Annotated in this window: 17 protein-coding genes and 1 riboswitch; of the genes, 5 read left to right on the forward strand and 12 right to left on the reverse strand. The window is 63.9% G+C overall.

Translation table 11 applies throughout. The features are described from left to right. Positions 1-12: 12 nt before the first annotated feature. From PQR42_RS34070 to PQR42_RS34095, 6 genes are all read right to left on the reverse strand, one after another. A complete protein-coding gene (locus tag PQR42_RS34070) occupies positions 13-906 on the reverse strand; it encodes a CorC family transporter (RefSeq protein WP_091799238.1) in 894 nt (297 codons plus the stop codon). A gap of 201 nt (positions 907-1,107) precedes the next feature. Then, complete coding sequence (locus tag PQR42_RS34075; protein WP_408219072.1) at positions 1,108-1,809, reverse strand: gamma-glutamylcyclotransferase; 702 nt, start codon at positions 1,807-1,809, stop codon at positions 1,108-1,110. A 49-nt stretch (positions 1,810-1,858) separates the two neighbouring features. Next, positions 1,859-2,320, reverse strand: coding sequence for an rRNA maturation RNase YbeY (gene ybeY / locus PQR42_RS34080; RefSeq protein WP_325046010.1), 462 nt, complete (start codon positions 2,318-2,320; stop codon positions 1,859-1,861). A 57-nt stretch (positions 2,321-2,377) separates the two neighbouring features. Then, positions 2,378-3,451 (reverse strand): PhoH family protein, encoded by a 1,074-nt coding sequence (locus PQR42_RS34085; RefSeq protein WP_408219076.1) that lies wholly within the window; start codon positions 3,449-3,451, stop codon positions 2,378-2,380. A gap of 33 nt (positions 3,452-3,484) precedes the next feature. Further along, complete coding sequence (gene miaB / locus PQR42_RS34090; RefSeq protein WP_408390745.1) at positions 3,485-4,858, reverse strand: tRNA (N6-isopentenyl adenosine(37)-C2)-methylthiotransferase MiaB; 1,374 nt, start codon at positions 4,856-4,858, stop codon at positions 3,485-3,487. Between the two features lie 148 nt (positions 4,859-5,006). Further along, a complete protein-coding gene (locus tag PQR42_RS34095) occupies positions 5,007-5,990 on the reverse strand; it encodes a LysR family transcriptional regulator (RefSeq protein ID WP_408390743.1) in 984 nt (327 codons plus the stop codon). A 111-nt stretch (positions 5,991-6,101) separates the two neighbouring features. On the opposite strand from PQR42_RS34095, the gene PQR42_RS34100 reads away from it, so the two are divergent. The 4 genes from PQR42_RS34100 to ribB all read left to right on the forward strand — a co-directional run bounded on the left by PQR42_RS34100 (position 6,102) and on the right by ribB (position 9,728). Continuing rightward, positions 6,102-6,500 (forward strand): VOC family protein, encoded by a 399-nt coding sequence (locus PQR42_RS34100; RefSeq protein ID WP_408390799.1) that lies wholly within the window; start codon positions 6,102-6,104, stop codon positions 6,498-6,500. A 16-nt stretch (positions 6,501-6,516) separates the two neighbouring features. Then, a complete protein-coding gene (locus PQR42_RS34105) occupies positions 6,517-7,683 on the forward strand; it encodes an MFS transporter (RefSeq protein WP_408390741.1) in 1,167 nt (388 codons plus the stop codon). Between the two features lie 188 nt (positions 7,684-7,871). Then, complete coding sequence (locus PQR42_RS34110; RefSeq protein WP_408219088.1) at positions 7,872-8,561, forward strand: helix-turn-helix domain-containing protein; 690 nt, start codon at positions 7,872-7,874, stop codon at positions 8,559-8,561. A 116-nt stretch (positions 8,562-8,677) separates the two neighbouring features. Further along, positions 8,678-8,861: riboswitch (FMN riboswitch) on the forward strand. A 147-nt stretch (positions 8,862-9,008) separates the two neighbouring features. Then, positions 9,009-9,728 carry a 3,4-dihydroxy-2-butanone-4-phosphate synthase gene (gene ribB / locus PQR42_RS34115; RefSeq protein WP_168795161.1) on the forward strand — a complete coding sequence of 240 codons (720 nt, stop codon included), beginning with the start codon at positions 9,009-9,011 and terminating at the stop codon, positions 9,726-9,728. A gap of 102 nt (positions 9,729-9,830) precedes the next feature. Here ribB and PQR42_RS34120 read toward each other — a convergent pair whose 3' ends face one another. The 4 genes from PQR42_RS34120 to glpD form a co-directional block, all read right to left on the reverse strand. After that, positions 9,831-10,517: an HAD family hydrolase gene (locus PQR42_RS34120; RefSeq protein WP_408390738.1), complete on the reverse strand. Its 687-nt coding sequence runs from the start codon at positions 10,515-10,517 to the stop codon at positions 9,831-9,833. 176 nt (positions 10,518-10,693) lie between these two features. Continuing rightward, positions 10,694-11,407 carry an MIP/aquaporin family protein gene (locus PQR42_RS34125; protein ID WP_132373170.1) on the reverse strand — a complete coding sequence of 238 codons (714 nt, stop codon included), beginning with the start codon at positions 11,405-11,407 and terminating at the stop codon, positions 10,694-10,696. Positions 11,408-11,497: 90 nt separating this feature from the next. Further along, on the reverse strand, positions 11,498-12,997 hold the full coding sequence (gene glpK / locus PQR42_RS34130) for a glycerol kinase GlpK (protein ID WP_408390736.1): 1,500 nt from the start codon (positions 12,995-12,997) through the stop codon (positions 11,498-11,500). A 175-nt stretch (positions 12,998-13,172) separates the two neighbouring features. After that, entirely contained in the window at positions 13,173-14,702 is a 1,530-nt protein-coding gene (gene glpD / locus PQR42_RS34135) for a glycerol-3-phosphate dehydrogenase (RefSeq protein WP_408219100.1), read from the reverse strand. A gap of 201 nt (positions 14,703-14,903) precedes the next feature. On the opposite strand from glpD, the gene PQR42_RS34140 reads away from it, so the two are divergent. After that, on the forward strand, positions 14,904-15,278 hold the full coding sequence (locus PQR42_RS34140; RefSeq protein ID WP_408219103.1) for a hypothetical protein: 375 nt from the start codon (positions 14,904-14,906) through the stop codon (positions 15,276-15,278). Between the two features lie 77 nt (positions 15,279-15,355). Here PQR42_RS34140 and PQR42_RS34145 read toward each other — a convergent pair whose 3' ends face one another. Both PQR42_RS34145 and PQR42_RS34150 read right to left on the reverse strand, forming a co-directional pair. After that, positions 15,356-15,985 carry a TetR/AcrR family transcriptional regulator gene (locus PQR42_RS34145; protein WP_408390734.1) on the reverse strand — a complete coding sequence of 210 codons (630 nt, stop codon included), beginning with the start codon at positions 15,983-15,985 and terminating at the stop codon, positions 15,356-15,358. Between the two features lie 186 nt (positions 15,986-16,171). Further along, complete coding sequence (locus tag PQR42_RS34150; protein ID WP_132373180.1) at positions 16,172-16,369, reverse strand: hypothetical protein; 198 nt, start codon at positions 16,367-16,369, stop codon at positions 16,172-16,174. Between the last annotated feature and the right edge of the window lie 138 nt (positions 16,370-16,507).

Here is a 16,507-nt window from a genome sequence, read left to right on the forward strand (position 1 = left end):
GCCGCAACCGGATCAGGTCTGCACGTGCTGCGCTTCGCGCTCGCGCTGGCCGGCGAGCGGATCGCGGCGCACCAGCAGCATGTGAATCTGGCGGGCGTCGCCGCGCAGAATCTCGAAGATCAGATCGTCGAGGCGGACTTTTTCGCCGCGATGCGGCACCCGTCCGAAGTGATGCGTGACGAGGCCGCCGATCGTGTCGACTTCATCGTCCGAGTAGTGGGTGCCGAAGGCTTCGTTGAACTGTTCGATTTCGGTCAGCGCGCGCACGCGGAAACGTCCGTCCGGCGAGGCGATGATATTGCCGCTTTCCTCGTCGAAATCGTATTCGTCTTCAATGTCGCCGACGATCTGTTCCAGCACGTCTTCAATCGTGATCAGGCCGGCCACGCCGCCGTATTCGTCGACCACCACCGCGAGGTGATTGCGATTCACACGGAAGTCATGCAGCAGCACATTCAGGCGTTTCGATTCGGGGATGAACACGGCGGGGCGCAGCATGCCGCGCACGTCGAACTCTTCTTCGGCGTAGTAGCGCAGCAGGTCTTTGGCCAGCAGCACGCCGATGATGTTGTCGCGGTTGCCCTCGTAGACTGGATAGCGCGAGTGTGCTTTTTCCAGCACGTAAGGGATGAATTCGGCGGGATTGTCCGCGATATTGATCGCGTCCATTTGCGCCCGCGGCACCATGATGTCGCGCGCGCTGAGTTCGGACACCTGGAACACGCCTTCGATCATCGACAGCGAGTCGGCGTCGATCAGGTTGCGCTCGTGCGCGTCCTGCAGAATTTCCAGAAGTTCGGCGCGCGAGTCGGGCTCAGGCGAGATGAAGTCGGTCAGACGCTCGAGGAGTGAGCGTTTTTCCTGCGGTTTGTCGGTTTGGCGTCGACTGGGATACGTGTCGTTCATGGTAGTGCGCCCGGCAAGACTGGGCGCGCTGTTGCAGAGCATTAAGGATACACCAGGCACATGGCAGGACCGTGTCCCGCCCGGCTGGGCGATGAGTGAAGCTGGGGTGAAGCGGCTCCGCCGTGAGGGCGGGCGTGGGTCAATCCTAACTGATTACGCGCGGAAAAGCGTTTCCAGGAAAAAAAGCGCCGTTCGCGACGGCTATTTCTGGTCTGCTTTCCGGGCCGCTTTCAGGTTTGCCTCGCGGCTTTCCTCGCGACACCGTTCGAGCAGCGCTTCAAGCGCGCGATCAGGCATGCCGCTCTCACGCAGCGCATGGACTGTGCGGCTGACATAGTCGAGCGTGGTGCCGTAGCGCCCGCTCGCGCAGCCGAACACGGTTTTGATGACGTCGTCGCGCAACTTGCCGGTGTAGCTCGGCACGTCGCGGCGCATCACGAAGGCCAGCGCATCGACGCGCCGGCCGTCGGCGAGCACGCACGGCAGCCACGCCGGACGGTACGACCCCATCGCCATTTCGCGGCGCCAGAGTGCTTCGAGATGCGGCATCGAGCCTTCGGCCGCGAGCCGGAATGCGATGCCGGCGCACGAACCGCCGCGATCGAGCGCGAGCACGAGGCCCGGCTGCTCGGGCGTGCCGCGATTCACGCGCGACCACAGGTAGAGCCCGCGGTGATAACCGTGGACCTTCGAGCGGGTGGCTTCGACGGTGGGCAGGCCGGGATTCCAGATCAGCGAACCATAGCCGAACAGCCACAGGTCGCTCTTGCGATCCCAGTCGCGCAACGTGCATTCGAGCGACGCGCGCAGTTCCTCGTCCGTCAGGAGCCGCGATTCGCCGAGTGCTGGCGGATAGTCCGGGCAGGGCGTTCGAGTGTCGGCTTCGGGGGAAGAGGTGCTCACGATGGGCTTTGAACGGATTGGACGTTGGCGACGCGACGGTGATCGACGCCTACTGGTAAGGATCAGGAAAGCCGAGCTTGCCGAGGATTTCCGTTTCGATCGCTTCCATTTCCTCGGCTTCTTCCTCGACTTCGTGGTCGTAGCCCTGGGCGTGGAGCGTGCCGTGCACGAGCAGATGCGCGTAGTGCGCGAGCAGCGGCTTGCCCTGCTCGGCAGCTTCTTTCTCGACCACCGGGCAGCACAGGATCAGGTCGCCCGTCACCGGATCGTCTTCCGATTCGGCGTACGCGAAGGTCAGCACGTTGGTCGAATAATCCTTGCCGCGATAGGTGCGGTTCAGCGTGCGGCCTTCTTCGGCATCGACGAAACGCACCGTCAGTTCGCCGTCCGCGAAGAGCGCCGCCTTGATCCAGCCGGCCACCGTGGCGCGCGGCAGCAGCGCCTTGTGTTCCGGCCAGGTCTTGGCGGCGGGGAATTGCAGATTCAACGTCAGTTTCGGGGCGCGGCTCATGCGGTTTCGTTGTAATGCGTTCGTTGCGTGCGTGGCGGTCTTTGCGGTCGTGGCTCTTTAGCGCGAATCCGCCGGACTGGCGGTTTTCTGCGAATGCGCATCGTACGCCTCCACAATTCGCGCGACCAGCGGATGCCGCACCACGTCGGCGCTGGTAAAGCGCGTGAGCGCGATGCCACGCACGTCGGCCAGCACCTGCTGCGCTTCGATCAGCCCGCTCTTGTGGCCGCGCGGCAAGTCGACCTGAGTCGTGTCGCCGGTGACCACCGCTTTTGAGCCGAAGCCGATCCGCGTGAGGAACATCTTCATCTGTTCGGGCGTGGTGTTCTGCGCCTCGTCGAGGATGATGAACGCGTGGTTCAGTGTGCGGCCGCGCATGTACGCGAGCGGCGCGATTTCGATCATCTGCCGCTCGAACATCTTGGCGGTCTTGTCGAAGCCGAGCAGGTCGTACAACGCGTCGTACAAAGGACGCAGATACGGATCGACCTTTTGTGCCAGATCGCCCGGCAGAAAGCCGAGACGCTCGCCCGCTTCGACTGCGGGACGCGTCAGCACGATGCGTTTGACCTGATCGCGCTCGAGCGCATCCACCGCGCAAGCCACCGCGAGATAGGTCTTGCCGGTGCCGGCCGGACCGATGCCGAAGGTCACGTCGTGCGAAATGATCTGCTTCAGATACTCGCGCTGCGCCGGCGTGCGGCCGCGCAGGTCCGCGCGCCGAGTGTAGAGCTTCGGGCCGAGTTCTTCGAGGTCGTCGTCGCCGGCGTCGGCGGGCTGGTCGAACGGGTGATCCGGATTGCCGGGGAAGCGCGGGTCGAGCGCTTCCGTGCCATGCCCGTTGCCGTTCGTGCGATGGCGTGCCGGCTGACGCACTTCAACGAGCGCGAGCTGGATGTCGTCGACCGACAGTGGCTTCTGTGAGTTGTCGTAGAACTTTTCGAGCGCCGTGAGCGCGAATTTCGCGCCGCGCCCGCGAATCGTGATGCGGTGGCCACGGCGTTGCAGCGTTACGTCGAGCGCCTGCTCGATCTGGCGCAGATTCTCGTCGAGCGGACCGCAGAGGTTGGCGAGCCGCGCGTTGTCTTCGCGCGGTGCGGTGAATTCCAGATGCTGCTGAGTGGTCTTCAAGGCGGTGGTTCGATCCTGTCGGTTTCGATGCGCTTAGTGGGTCGTGGCCGGGGCGTCGTCATGAACCAGCACGAGCTCGCCACGTAGCGAATGTGGGTACGCTTTGACGATTTTCACGTCGACCATCTGGCCGATCAGCCTTGCGTGCGACGCAATCGGCGCCGGGAAATTCACCACCCGGTTGTTCTCGGTGCGGCCGGCGAGTTCGTTCGGATCCTTGCGGGCCGGGCGCTCGACCAGTATGCGCTCGATCTTGCCGACCATCGAATCGCTGATGCGCTGCACGTTTTCCTCGATGGTGGCCTGCAAATGTTGCAGGCGCTTGAGCTTCACTTCGCGCGGCGTGTCGTCGTGCAGATTCGCGGCCGGCGTGCCGGGGCGCGGGCTGTAGATGAACGAAAAGCTGGTGTCGTACTTCATCTCGTGCACGAGCGCCATCATCTTGTCGAAGTCTTCTTCCGTCTCGCCGGGGAAGCCGACGATCATGTCCGTCGAGAGCGACAGGTCAGGGCGGATCGCGCGCAGCTTGCGGATCACGGACTTGTATTCGAGCACCGTGTAGCCGCGCTTCATGGCCATCAGGATGCGGTCCGAGCCGTGCTGCACCGGCAGATGCAGGTGGCTGACGAGCTTCGGCACCTTCGCGTAGGTGTCGATCAGGCGCTGCGTGAATTCCTTCGGATGCGACGTGGTGTAGCGAATCCGTTCGATGCCCGGAATATCCGCGACGTATTCGATCAACTGAGCGAAGTCGGCGATTTCGGTCGAACCCAGTGTGAGACCGGCGCGATAAGCGTTCACGTTCTGGCCGAGCAGTGTGACTTCGCGCACGCCCTGGTCGGCGAGACCCGCGATTTCGGTCAGCACGTCGTCGAGCGGACGCGACACTTCTTCACCGCGCGTGTACGGCACGACGCAATAGCTGCAGTACTTGCTGCAGCCTTCCATGATCGACACGAACGCGCTCGGGCCGTCGACGCGCGCCGGCGGCAGGTGATCGAACTTTTCGATTTCCGGGAACGAGATGTCCACTTGCGCGCGGCCGCTTTCGCGGCGCTTGTCGATCATTTGCGGCAGACGGTGCAGCGTTTGCGGACCGAACACCAGATCGACGTACGGCGCGCGCGCCACGATCGACGCGCCTTCCTGGCTCGCCACGCAGCCGCCCACGCCGATGATCAGATTGGGATTCGCTTCCTTCAGCTCGCGCACGCGGCCGAGGTCCGAGAACACTTTTTCCTGCGCCTTTTCGCGCACCGAGCACGTGTTGAACAGAATGACATCCGCGTCTTCCGGCGTGTCGGTCTTGACGAGACCTTCAGCCGCGCCGAGTACGTCGACCATCTTGTCGGAGTCGTACTCGTTCATCTGGCAGCCAAAGGTCTTTACATAAACTTTCTTGGTCATCGAATTTCGCCGGTCGCAGTGGTTAACCTGGGTAACCTGGGGGCGTCGTTTAAAAGGTGAACAGGGCGAAACGTGCGAGCGGGCCGTGAGGCGGCGCTTCAGGCCACTGTGGGCCGCTTTCAGTGCACGTTTGCAGCGTAGCTCAATATTATAGCCCTTCGCGCGACGCGGTTTCCCCGCTTGCCCGGCCGTGCGGCCGCTCCGACGGCAAGCCCAGCAGACCTTCCAGTTCGTCCGACACCTGCGCGAAACGCTCGCTCAGGAAATCCAGCAGCACGCGCACACGCGGCGCCATGAAGCGGTTGCGATGGTAGAGCGCGTGCAGCGGCGCGTCCGGATAACGCCATTCCGGCAGCAGGATCTTCAGGCCGTCCGCGCGCAGGTCGGCTTCCACATCCCACATCGACTTGATCACGATGCCGTAGCCGCGCAGCGCCCATTCGCGGGCGACGGCGCCGTCGTTAGTCTCGCGGGCGGCTTCGAACGGCACGGTGTAGTGCTGCACCTCGTCGCCGCGCGTGAAGCGCCACTCGTTCGCCAGCCCGGAGGCGGTGGCCAGCACGATGCAGTCGAAATTCGCCAGATCGTGCGGATCCTTCGGTTCGCCCTTGCGCGCGATGTAGGCCGGCGACGCACACAGCACGCGCCGGTTCGGCGCCAATTTGCGCGCGACCAGCGAACTGTCCTGCGGCACACCGAAGCGGATCGCCAGATCGATGTCCTCCTGCACCAGATTCGACAGCGAGTCCGACAACGTCAGCGCGAAGGTGACTTCGGGATACAGCGCGTTGAATTCGTCGAGCCAGTGCATCAGCAGATTGCGTCCGAAATCCGAGGTCGCCGAGACCCGCACCTTGCCGCGCACGACGCCCTGTCCGGCTTGCAGGGCGGCTTCGGCGTCGTCGAGCGATTGCAGCGCCTGACGGCAGCAGTTCAGGTAGAGGCGGCCTTCGTCGGTGAGCCTGAGTTGACGGGTGGTGCGCTCGAACAGGCGCGCTTTCAGGCCGGCCTCGAGTTTGGCGAGGCGCGCACTGGCGGCGGCCGGCGTCAGACCCATCTTGCGGCCCGCCGCCGACAGGCTGCCTTGCTGCGCCGCTTCAACGAACAGGCGGATGTCACCGAGGTTGTCCATGGCGGATCTTTCAAAAGAGATTTGAAAATGATTCAAATGCTACGCCAATTATCAAATCGACGCGTAGCCCCGACAATTTCCGCCATGGAGAACCCTGATTCCGCCCACGCCATGCAACTCGATCACGCGACGATCGTCACCGCCGACCTCGGCACCGCCCGACGCTTCTTCGTCGACGTTGCCGGGCTGACTCAAGGCGCGCGTCCGCCGTTTTCAATCGACGGCTACTGGCTGTACGCGAACGGCCGCCCGCTGATTCACCTGATCGGCGCGACGGTGCCCGCGGTGACTGGCCGGACGGCGCCGCGTATCGACCACATCGCGTTCCGGCTGGAGAGCGCCGCCGAATGGCAGGCGCTGCTCGGTCGCCTGCGTGAGCACGGTGTCGATTATCAAACCGCGTATGTGCCGCAGATGGGCCCGCAGGAGGCTCAGGCGCAACTGTTCGTGGCGCTCGCGCCGGGCGTCGTCGTCGAATTCGTGACGGCGCTGCATCACGCTCAACCTTAAATCCTGGAGAAGAAAAATGCCCATTCCATTACTGGCGCTGGCGATCAGCGCCTTCGCGATCGGCACGACGGAGTTCGTCATCATGGGCCTGCTGCCCGAAGTCGCGCACGATCTGGCGGTGTCGATTCCGTCGGCGGGTTTGCTGGTGAGCGGCTACGCGCTCGGGGTCGCGGTCGGTGCGCCGCTGCTCGCGGTGGTGACCAGCAAAATGCCGCGCAAACTGGCGCTGCAGTTGCTGATGGGCGTGTTCATCGTCGGCAATACGCTGTGCGCGATCGCGTCCAGTTATTCTGTGCTGATGATCGCGCGCGTGGTGACGTCGTTCGCGCACGGGTCGTTCTTCGGCATCGGCGCGGTGGTGGCGGCGTCGCTCGTGCCGGCCGAAAAGCGCGCCAGCGCGATCGCGCTCATGTTCACCGGCCTGACGCTCGCGAACGTGCTCGGCGTGCCGTTCGGCACGTTCGTCGGCCAGGAGTTCGGCTGGCGCGCGGCGTTCTGGATCGTCAGCGCGTTCGGCGTGCTGTCGCTCGTGGGCGTTACGGCGCTGGTGCCGAATCGTCATGACGCCGGTCCGGTCGGCCTCGGTCACGAAGTGCGCGTGCTGAAGGACCCGCAAGTCTGGACCGCGCTCGCGATGACGGTGCTCGGTTTCGGCGGCGTGTTCGTCGTGTTCACTTATATCGCGCCGATTCTGGAGCAGGTGAGCGGTTTCTCGCCGCGCGGCGTCACGCTGATTCTGGTGCTGTTTGGCGTGGGCCTGACGATCGGTAATACAGTCGGTGGCAAGCTGGCTGACCGCGCGCTGATGCCTTCGCTGATGGGCATCCTGGTCGCGCTCGCGGTCGTGATGGCGATCTTCGCGCGCACCAGCCATTCGCAAGTGGCCGCGGCGGTCACTATCTTCGTGTGGGGCATTGCTGCGTTCGCCACTGTGCCGCCGTTGCAGATGCGCGTGGTCGAAAAGGCGGCTGCGGCGCCGAATCTGGCTTCGACGTTGAACATCGGCGCGTTCAACGTCGGCAATGCGGGCGGCGCCTGGCTCGGCGGTCTGGTGATCAATCACGGCCATTCGCTCGATACCTTGCCGTGGGTGGCGGCCGCGGTCAGCGTGGCGGCGTTGCTGCTGACGTGGTTCGCGGCGCGCATGGATGCGCCGGCGGCGACGGTGGCGCAGCGGGCGTGAGGACGCATGAGGCCGCGAACCGGCCGCGCCTGCGCCCTTATGAAAAATTCGCACAAGCATTGCGGAAAACGTCCTCCGCAATGCTGATAACAGTGTGAAGATAACTTCGTTGGGCGCGGCGGGGCGCGATGCTATCTTGCTTCCACTAACCGCTTGCCCGCCGTCCGGCGGCGCTCCTGGAGGCAATCATGCATTCCCCGCTTGCGCTGGTTCGCGATCCCACGGCTGACACCGATGCGTCGCCGCGTGCCGCTGAACCCTTCGATGCACTCGAACATCTGGTCGGCGTGAATCTCGCCCGTTTGCGCGCCGAGCGGCAACTGTCGCTCGACGCTTTGGCCCGCGCGTCCGGCGTGTCGCGCGCGATGCTCGCGCAGATCGAGTCGGCGCGCAGCGTGCCGTCCATCAAGGTGCTGTGTAAGGTGGCCGCTGCGTTGAAGGTGTCGGTGGCGGCCTTCTTGCGGCGTCACGCGACCAACGGCTTCGAACATTTACCGGCGGAGCGCTCGTCGCGCGTCGTCAGTTCGAATGGACGCTATTCGGCCCGGCCGCTTTATCCCGACGCCGAGCCGACCGCCGCCGAGTTTCACGAGCTGCGTATCGCGCCGTTGCACACCGAAGCCGGCACGCGCCGCGCACCGGGCACGACGGTGAATCTGGTGGTGAGCGAAGGCACGCTGGAAGTCAGCGTGCACGATCAACGCCAGTTGCTGGCCACGGGCGACGCGATCGTGTTCGACGCCGACCAGCCGCATAGCCTGCGCAATCCCGGCGATACGGAAGCGCGCGCGTTCCGCGTGACGCTGAAGGCGGAGACGCCGCCGCGCTGGGACGTGCCCGCGCACCACGAGCCGGCGCGCGAGGCCGCGCCGGTCTGATCCGTGTTCTCGGACGGAGCCGCTCGCAATCGGCGATTTCCGTCTGATCAGTAGGGTTGCGCTGCACGTGCGGCGCGACTGTTGTATGCTTTGCCAGCCGGTCGATCCGGCAATCAGTGCGTCTTCAGGGCGGGGCGAAATTCCCCACCGGCGGTATGCCGGCAACGCGAAAGCGTGAGCCGGCGAGCCCGCGAGCGCCCACGTCGTACGGTCTTCCGAACCGGAAAGACCGAAGTGGGGTCAGCAGATCTGGTGAGAAGCCAGAGCCGACGGTTAGAGTCCGGATGGAAGAAGATGTGCAGATAGTCATGTTCGTTTCCGTGGCGCCGCTTGCAGGTTGAGGCGGTGCGCGAGCGTCGCTTTGCGCGGCGTTCAACGGCGCGTCTTTGTCTGTTTGCAATGCCCTGAAACGTTTCTCGCCCAACTTTTGCGATGAGCGTTTCATTCATGACCTTTGCTACTTTTCCTGCTCCGTCGACGATTGCGGATAGCGCATTCCTCGATCTCCCGCTGCTCGACACCGAAGCCGTTCCGCCGCGTATCGCCGCCGCCTTGCAAGCCATGCGCGATGGCCGCGCCGTCGTTCTGCAAGACGACCACGACCGCGAGAACGAAGCCGATCTGATCGTTTCCGCCGAGCGTCTGTCCGTCGAAACCATGGCGTTGCTGATCCGCGAGTGCAGCGGCATCGTCTGTCTGTGCCTGCCCGACGAGAAGATCCGCGCGCTCGAACTGCCGCCGATGGCCGTCAACAACGAAAGCCGTCACGGCACCGCGTTCACGGTTTCGATCGAAGCACGCGATGGTGTCACCACCGGTGTGTCCGCGCTCGACCGCGTGACGACGATTCGCGCCGCGATCGCCGACACGGCGAAGCCCGCCGATATCGTGCGCCCGGGCCACGTGTTCCCGTTGCGTGCGCAATCCGGCGGCGTGCTGGCGCGTCGCGGCCACACCGAAGGCACGGTCGACCTCGCGATTCTCGCGGGTCTGAAGCCCGCTGGCGTGTTGTGCGAACTGATGAACCCGGACGGCACGATGACGCGCGGCGCCGATGTGGAGCGCTTCGCCGCGCAACACAATCTGCCGATGCTGACCATCGCCGAATTGGTGGAGTTTCGTCAGGCGCTGGCGCAGGCGCGCGAATGCGTGGCTGACGAGGCTTGATGGGCGAGCAGGGTGCGCGCGTGAGGTGAGGCGCGCACTTGCTTGTAGCGCTGATGCGAAAGAGCCGGCTCTTGCAGCCGGTTTTTCTTTTGCCGCGAGCCGCTACGACTGCACGTCGCCAAACTCTCCGCGTACGCCCGCTTCGACCAGCGCGGGCAATTCATCCATGTGTTGCATGATCCGCGTCATGCCCATCTTGCGCAGCGCGTCCGCGTAGCCGTCGGGAATATGGCTCGCGCCGACGAAAGCGATCGTCTTCATCCCCGCCGCGCGCGCGGCATTCAAACCCGCCACGCTGTCTTCCACCACCACGCATCGAGACGGCTCGACACCCAGCGTCTTCGCGGCGAACAGATACACGTCGGGATAAGGCTTCGGCCGCGCCACCTGTTCCGCGCTGAAAATGCGTTCGCCGAAAATCTGCTGCAAACCCGCGCGCCGCACCGACGCATTCACACGCGCCATGCGGCTGTTCGATACGACGGCGGCAGGCAACGTGACGCGTTGCAACGCATCGCGCACACCGTTGATTGGACTGAGCGAAGCCGCGAGCTCGAGCTCGACGTTGTGTTCGATAGTGTCGAAAAAATTCGCGGGCAGCGTGATGTCGAACGACTTCTCGATGCTTTCGAGAAAGCGCGACGTTTGCTGACCAAAGGCCGTCTTGACGATGGGTTCGAAGTCGAGGCCGGGGAAGGTAGCGGTCAGCGTTTCGAGCATCACGCGGTCAGCGATGATTTCGCTGTCGACGAGCACGCCGTCGCAGTCACAGATGAGGTGGTCGATCATGCCTGAAAACGGAAAGCGAAGCGCATGGGCAAGGCAACTGCAAGCTCATGCGCAGGAAGTGAAAGCGTCATGATACGTGCTTTGGCGCCGCCTGAGCGGCGTCGCCGCTTTCCGCTGCTTTGCTCAGGCGCGTCTCTGGTGTGCGCCTGAGGCGAGTACTCCATACGCGGCAAAGATCAATGCACGTGCAGATACAGATACAGACACGCCGCCGCCGCGCCGCCCAGCAACGGACCGCAAACCGGAATCCACGCATAGTGCCAGTCGCTGTCGCGCTTGCCCGGAATCGGCAGCAGCGCGTGCATCAAACGCGGCGACAGATCACGAGCGGGACTCATCGCGTAACCGGTCGGGCCGCCAAGCGAGATGCCGATGCCGAGAACCAGCAGGCCGACCGGCAGCGCGTCGAGCGCGCCGAGACCGACTTGCGGCGAAGCCAGATACAGCACGCCCAGAATCAGCACGAACGTGGCGATCATTTCGGTGAGCAGGTTGTGCGGCACGCTGCGAATCGCGGGCGACGTGCAGAACACGCCGAGCTTCACGTCGGCGTCGCCTTCTTTAGCGAAGTGCTGGCGATACGCCATCCACACCAGCAGCGCGCCGGCCATGCCGCCGAGCATTTGCGCCGCGATATAGCCGGGCACTTTGGCCCAGGCGAACTTGCCGGCCAGCGCGAGGCTGATGGTCACGACGGGATTCAGGTGAGCGCCGCTAAACGACGCGGTGACGTAGACGGCGATGAACACGGCCATCGCCCAGCCCATGACGATCACGATCAGGTCCGCGCCTTTGCCTTTGGTCCGCGCGAGCAGCACGTTGGCGACGGCGCCGTCGCCGAGCAGCACCACGAGCGCTGTGCCGATGAATTCAGCAATGTAAGGAGACATCGTTGGTTATCCGAAATATAGTTATTAGGGAAGCCGCGGGATAAGCGGCTTCTGTATGTCGAAAGAGAAGTGTTGAAAGACGCGACGCGCTCAGGGCGTATCGGCCCAGGCCTTCGCGGCGCGGATCGCGCGCTTCCAGCCGTCGAGGCATTCCTTGACGTCGGCGTGCGGCAGGGCGGGCGTGAAGCGACGGTCGAGCTTCCACTGGTTTTGCAGTTCGTCGACATCTTTCCAGTAACCCACCGCGAGACCGGCCAGATAGGCCGCGCCCAATGCGGTCGTTTCCGCCACCTTGGGGCGCACCGCGTCGACGCCGAGAATGTCCGCCTGGAATTGCATCAGCAGATTGTTCGCGCATGCGCCGCCATCCACACGCAATTCGCCGATGCGAATGCCGGAGTCGGCTTCCATCGCCTTCAACACGTCGAGCGATTGATAGGCGATCGAGTCGAGCGCGGCGCGCGCGATATGCGCTGAGGACGTGCCGCGCGTCACGCCGAACAGCGTGCCGCGAGCACGCGCATTCCAATGCGGCGCGCCAAGACCGGCGAAGGCAGGCACCAGATACACGCCGTCGGAGTGGGACACGCTGCGCGCCAGCGTTTCGATTTCAGCGGCGTTCTTGATGATGCCGAGGCCGTCGCGCAACCATTGCACCACGGCGCCGCCGATGAAGATGCTGCCTTCGAGCGCGTAATTGATCTGGTCGCCGATCTGCCAGGCAATCGTGGTGACGAGATTGTTCTTCGATTCGATCGGCTTGTCGCCCGTATTCATCACGAGGAAGCAGCCGGTGCCGTAGGTGTTCTTCACCATGCCCGACTTCGTGCACATCTGGCCGAAGAGGGCGGCGTGCTGATCGCCGGCGATGCCCGCAAGCGGGATCTTCGAAGCGAACACGGTGGTCTTGGTCGGCCCGTACACTTCCGACGAAGCCCGCACCTCCGGCAGCATGCTGCGCGGAATGTCGAGCGCTTCGAGCAGTTCGTCGTCCCACTTCAGCGAGTGGATGTTGAAGAGCATCGTGCGCGACGCGTTGGTGACGTCGGTGACGTGCAGGCCGCCCTTGGTGAAATTCCACACCAGCCAGCTATCGACGGTGCCGAACGCGAGGCGGCCCTGTTTGGCCTTTTCGCGCGCGCCTTCGACGTTATCGAGAATCCAGCGGATCTTGGTCGCCGAGAAGTACGAGTCGATCGGCAGGCCGGTTTTGGCGCGGACTTTTTCCTCGAGGCCCTGTTCCTTCAACTGGTCGCAGAAGTCGGCGGTACGGCGGTCTTGCCAGACGATCGCGTTATAGATCGGATGGCCGGTTTCGCGATCCCACACGATGGTGGTTTCTCGCTGATTGGTGATGCCGATCGCGGCGATCGAGGTGCCGTTCATGCCGGCGCGCGTGACGGCTTCGGCGGCGACGCCGGCCTGGGTCGACCAGATTTCCTGCGGATCGTGCTCGACCCAGCCCGGACGCGGATAGATTTGCTCGAATTCCTTCTGAGCGGTCGACACGATATTGCCGAGCCGGTCGAACAGCATCGCGCGCGAGCTGGTGGTGCCTTGGTCAAGCGCGAGGATGTACTGGTCCTGCATTGTCTCTTCTCCATGCGTTTTATGAATCGCCGGACGGATAGCCGGCGACGGGAACGGCTTGTTGTTTTAAGCGGGCAGCAACACATGTGACGATGCGGCCCGGCTTGGTCCAGCCGAGAGGTGAATCGATCCGGTTCGTTCGGATGCAGCGCGCGCGCTGCGTGGCGATGTCCGACTATGCGCTCTGTCGCTCGGGTTCGCGAGCGAACCACGCGTCGATATCGCGTGTGATCGAATCGAGCGTGCCGGGTTCGACGTGCAAGCCGAGTTTCGAACGGCGCCACAGCACGTCCTGCGCGCTGCGCGCCCATTCGGTGTCGCGCAGGTAGGTCAGTTCCGCTTCGTAGAGGCCCGGCGCGAAGGCGCGGCCGAGATCGGCCACGGAACGCGCATTGCCGACCACATGCTTGACGCGCGTGCCGTAGGCGCGGGCGAGGCGATGCGCCAGATCGGCCGGCAGCCATGCATGCTGCTGCTTGAATTCGCTGAGAAAGCGCTCGAAGTTGGCGTTCGGAATGTCGCCGCCGGGCAACGGCGCGCCGGCCGTCCACGAGGCCGCACCGTGGTGCAGCGCATCCGCGAGTTTGTCGACGGCTTCTTCCGCCAATTTGCGGAAGGTGGTGATCTTGCCGCCGAACACCGACAGCAGCGGCGCTTCACCGGCGGGCGCGTCGAGTTCGAGCGAGTAGTCGCGCGTGACCGCCGACGGGTTGTCCGCGCCTTCTTCCTCGAGCAGCGGACGCACGCCCGAATAGGTCCAGCGCACGTCGGCCGGCGAGATCTTCTGCTTGAAGTAGCGATTGATCGAGTCGCACAGGTACTGCGTTTCCTCGGCGTTGATCGCCACTTGCGATGGGTCGCCGCGATATTCGATATCCGTCGTACCGATCAGCGTGTAGTCGTGTTCGTACGGAATCGCGAAGATGATGCGCTTGTCCGGATTCTGGAAAATGTACGCGTGGTCGTGTTCGAACAAACGCCGCGTGACGATATGGCTGCCTTTCACGAGCCGCACGCTGTGCGTCGCGGCGCGGCCGAGCGCGCCTTGCAGCAGTTCGCCGACCCACGGGCCCGCGGCGTTCGCAATCGAGGCGGCGCGCACGTCCAGAATCGTGCCGTCCCCGCGCTTGAGTTGCGCGCGCCATTCGCCGCCCGCGCGCACGGCGCTCAGCAGTTTCGTGCGCGTGAGAATTTTCGCGCCGTGCTCCTGGGCGTCCAGCGCGTTCAGCACGACGAGGCGCGCGTCGTTGACCCAGCCGTCCGAGTACACGAAACCGCGCTTGATCGAATCGATCAGCGGCGCGCCCGCCGGATGATTGCGCATCACGATGCCGCGCGAACCGGGCAGCAGTTCGCGTTTGGCGAGATGGTCGTACAGGAAGAGACCGGCGCGGATCAGCCAGGCCGGGCGCAGATCAGGCATGTGCGGCATCACGAAGCGCAGCGGCCACATGATGTGCGGCGCGGCGCGCAGCAGCGTTTCGCGCTCCTGCAGCGCTTTGCGCACCAGGCCGAACTCGCGGTACTCCAGATAGCGCAGACCGCCGTGAATCAGCTTCGTGCTGGCCGACGACGTGTGCGCCGCCAGATCGTCCTGTTCGCACAGCAGCACCGACAGACCGCGGCCCGCCGCATCGCGAGCGATGCCTGCGCCGTTGATCCCGCCGCCCACGACGAGCAAATCGTATCTCGAGCCTTGCGTCACCTGCTGTGTCCCCTGCGTCGTATCCAGAAAATCGTTTGGAAAGTCTATCGAACCGATAGTGTTCGTTTTCGAACTTTAATGAACATATTCGAAAAAGTAAAGTTCGGTTTGTTTGGGCGATCCTCTAACGGCTGTCCGGGTAGTGGCGCAACGCGCGGCCACGGACGATACTCTCGGCAGCAGCCATTTCGAGGTGAATTCATGCGTGGACTTTTGATGATCGGCGCCGCTACGCTTCTCGCGGGGTGTGTCAGCTCGCCGAGCCTGAGCGGAACGAGGGGCGCGCCGTCGTTCGTGTCGTTGCAGCAGATGTGCAGTGCCCAGCCGGTCGACTACGGCAACGACGCGCAAGGCGTCTACGCGGCGATGTTCGACGCGTACGTGGCGAACCGGCGCGGCAAGCTGTCGAAGGACGATTTCTGCGCGTTCCAGACGTCGATCGCGCAGCGTTACGCGAGCCAGGGCGCGAGCACCGATCCGCAATTGCGTAATCAGTGGGTGACATTCTTTACCGACCAGCGGGCCAAGGCGTTGAGCTGGCGCGCGGCCGTCGATCCGACTTTGCGCAACGGTTGAGGCGCTAAGCGCGAGCGCCGTCTTTCCGCTCGCTTGTCGCTATTCGTTGAACCGGACCGCTTCGCGCGCAGTAAGCGCTAGCCGCGCTGCGGCTGCGCACCGCGCCACAACATGCGACGAATCTGCGCGAACACGGCTTCGCGCGTCGGCGCATTACCGGCGCCCGCAGGCTGCTGAGCTTGTGGCAACGGCAACTGGTTGGCCAACGCCAGCATGGTGAAGCCATGCAGACTCGCCCAGTACGCGTAACCGATGAGCTGCGGATCGCCTTCCAGAATGCCCGCTGCGACCAGCTGCTCGAAGTGCGTGCCGAGCATGCGCCACGCGCGCTGCGAGGCGGTGGCGAGGTCCGGATAGACGCTTGCCTGCTGCGCCAGATCGAACATCAACCGATAGGCGTGCGGTTCGTCGAGTGCGAACGCCACGTAGGCTTCGCTCACCACCGAGTGATCCGTTTCCGTGGCGGTCTTCGCGGCCGCTTCGAGGCGCGCCGCGAAGCGATTGAACGCCGCGGCGCGCACCATCGCGAGAATCTCGTCCTTGTCGCGGAAGTAGCGATAGGGCGTCATGGCGCTGCAACCCAGTTCCCTGGCCAGTTCACGCATCGTAACGCCCTCGGCGCCACGTGTGGCGAATGCGTTTTCGGCCACGCGCCGCATGGCCTCACGGAATTGCTGGATGTCGTCGGGGGAGAGCGTTTTGGGCATGCGCGAGGGCAGAAAGTCCGTCGCGTCAATTTACTGTGTAAATGATTTGGGCACAACAAAGCGGACGCCGGGCGGCGTCCTGCTTTTCACACAAAGAGAAAGATTTCAAAGCAGCAAGAGCACGCGCCGTCACAGCGCCGGACGCCAACTGCGCCGTCCGGCCACTAGACGCGATGAACCAGCAAACTAGGAAAGACGCTTGATGGCCCGCAATGCGTTATCGCCGCTTTCGGTCACGCGCCATTGTTCGTTGCCCGACGCGAGCCGTTCGAGTTGAACCAACTGGCGTTCCAGAAGGGCGTCGAGTTCTTCTCGCTCCATGTCGACTTGATTGGGGGCGTCCTTGACGAGTAACAACGTGGCGAATTCATGCGGACTCAGCATCGTTTCTCTCCATGTCAAGCAAACGCGGACGGCCTTGCCGGCGACTGGCTCATGCCAGTGAGGTCCGCAAAGGATCAGGCGGGAAGTACGGCTTCATACGACAGTTTCACGTACCAGCGCTACGCAGAATGCGGAACG

It is taken from the genome of Paraburkholderia sediminicola (assembly GCF_046027355.1).
Lineage (GTDB): Bacteria > Pseudomonadota > Gammaproteobacteria > Burkholderiales > Burkholderiaceae > Paraburkholderia > Paraburkholderia sediminicola_B.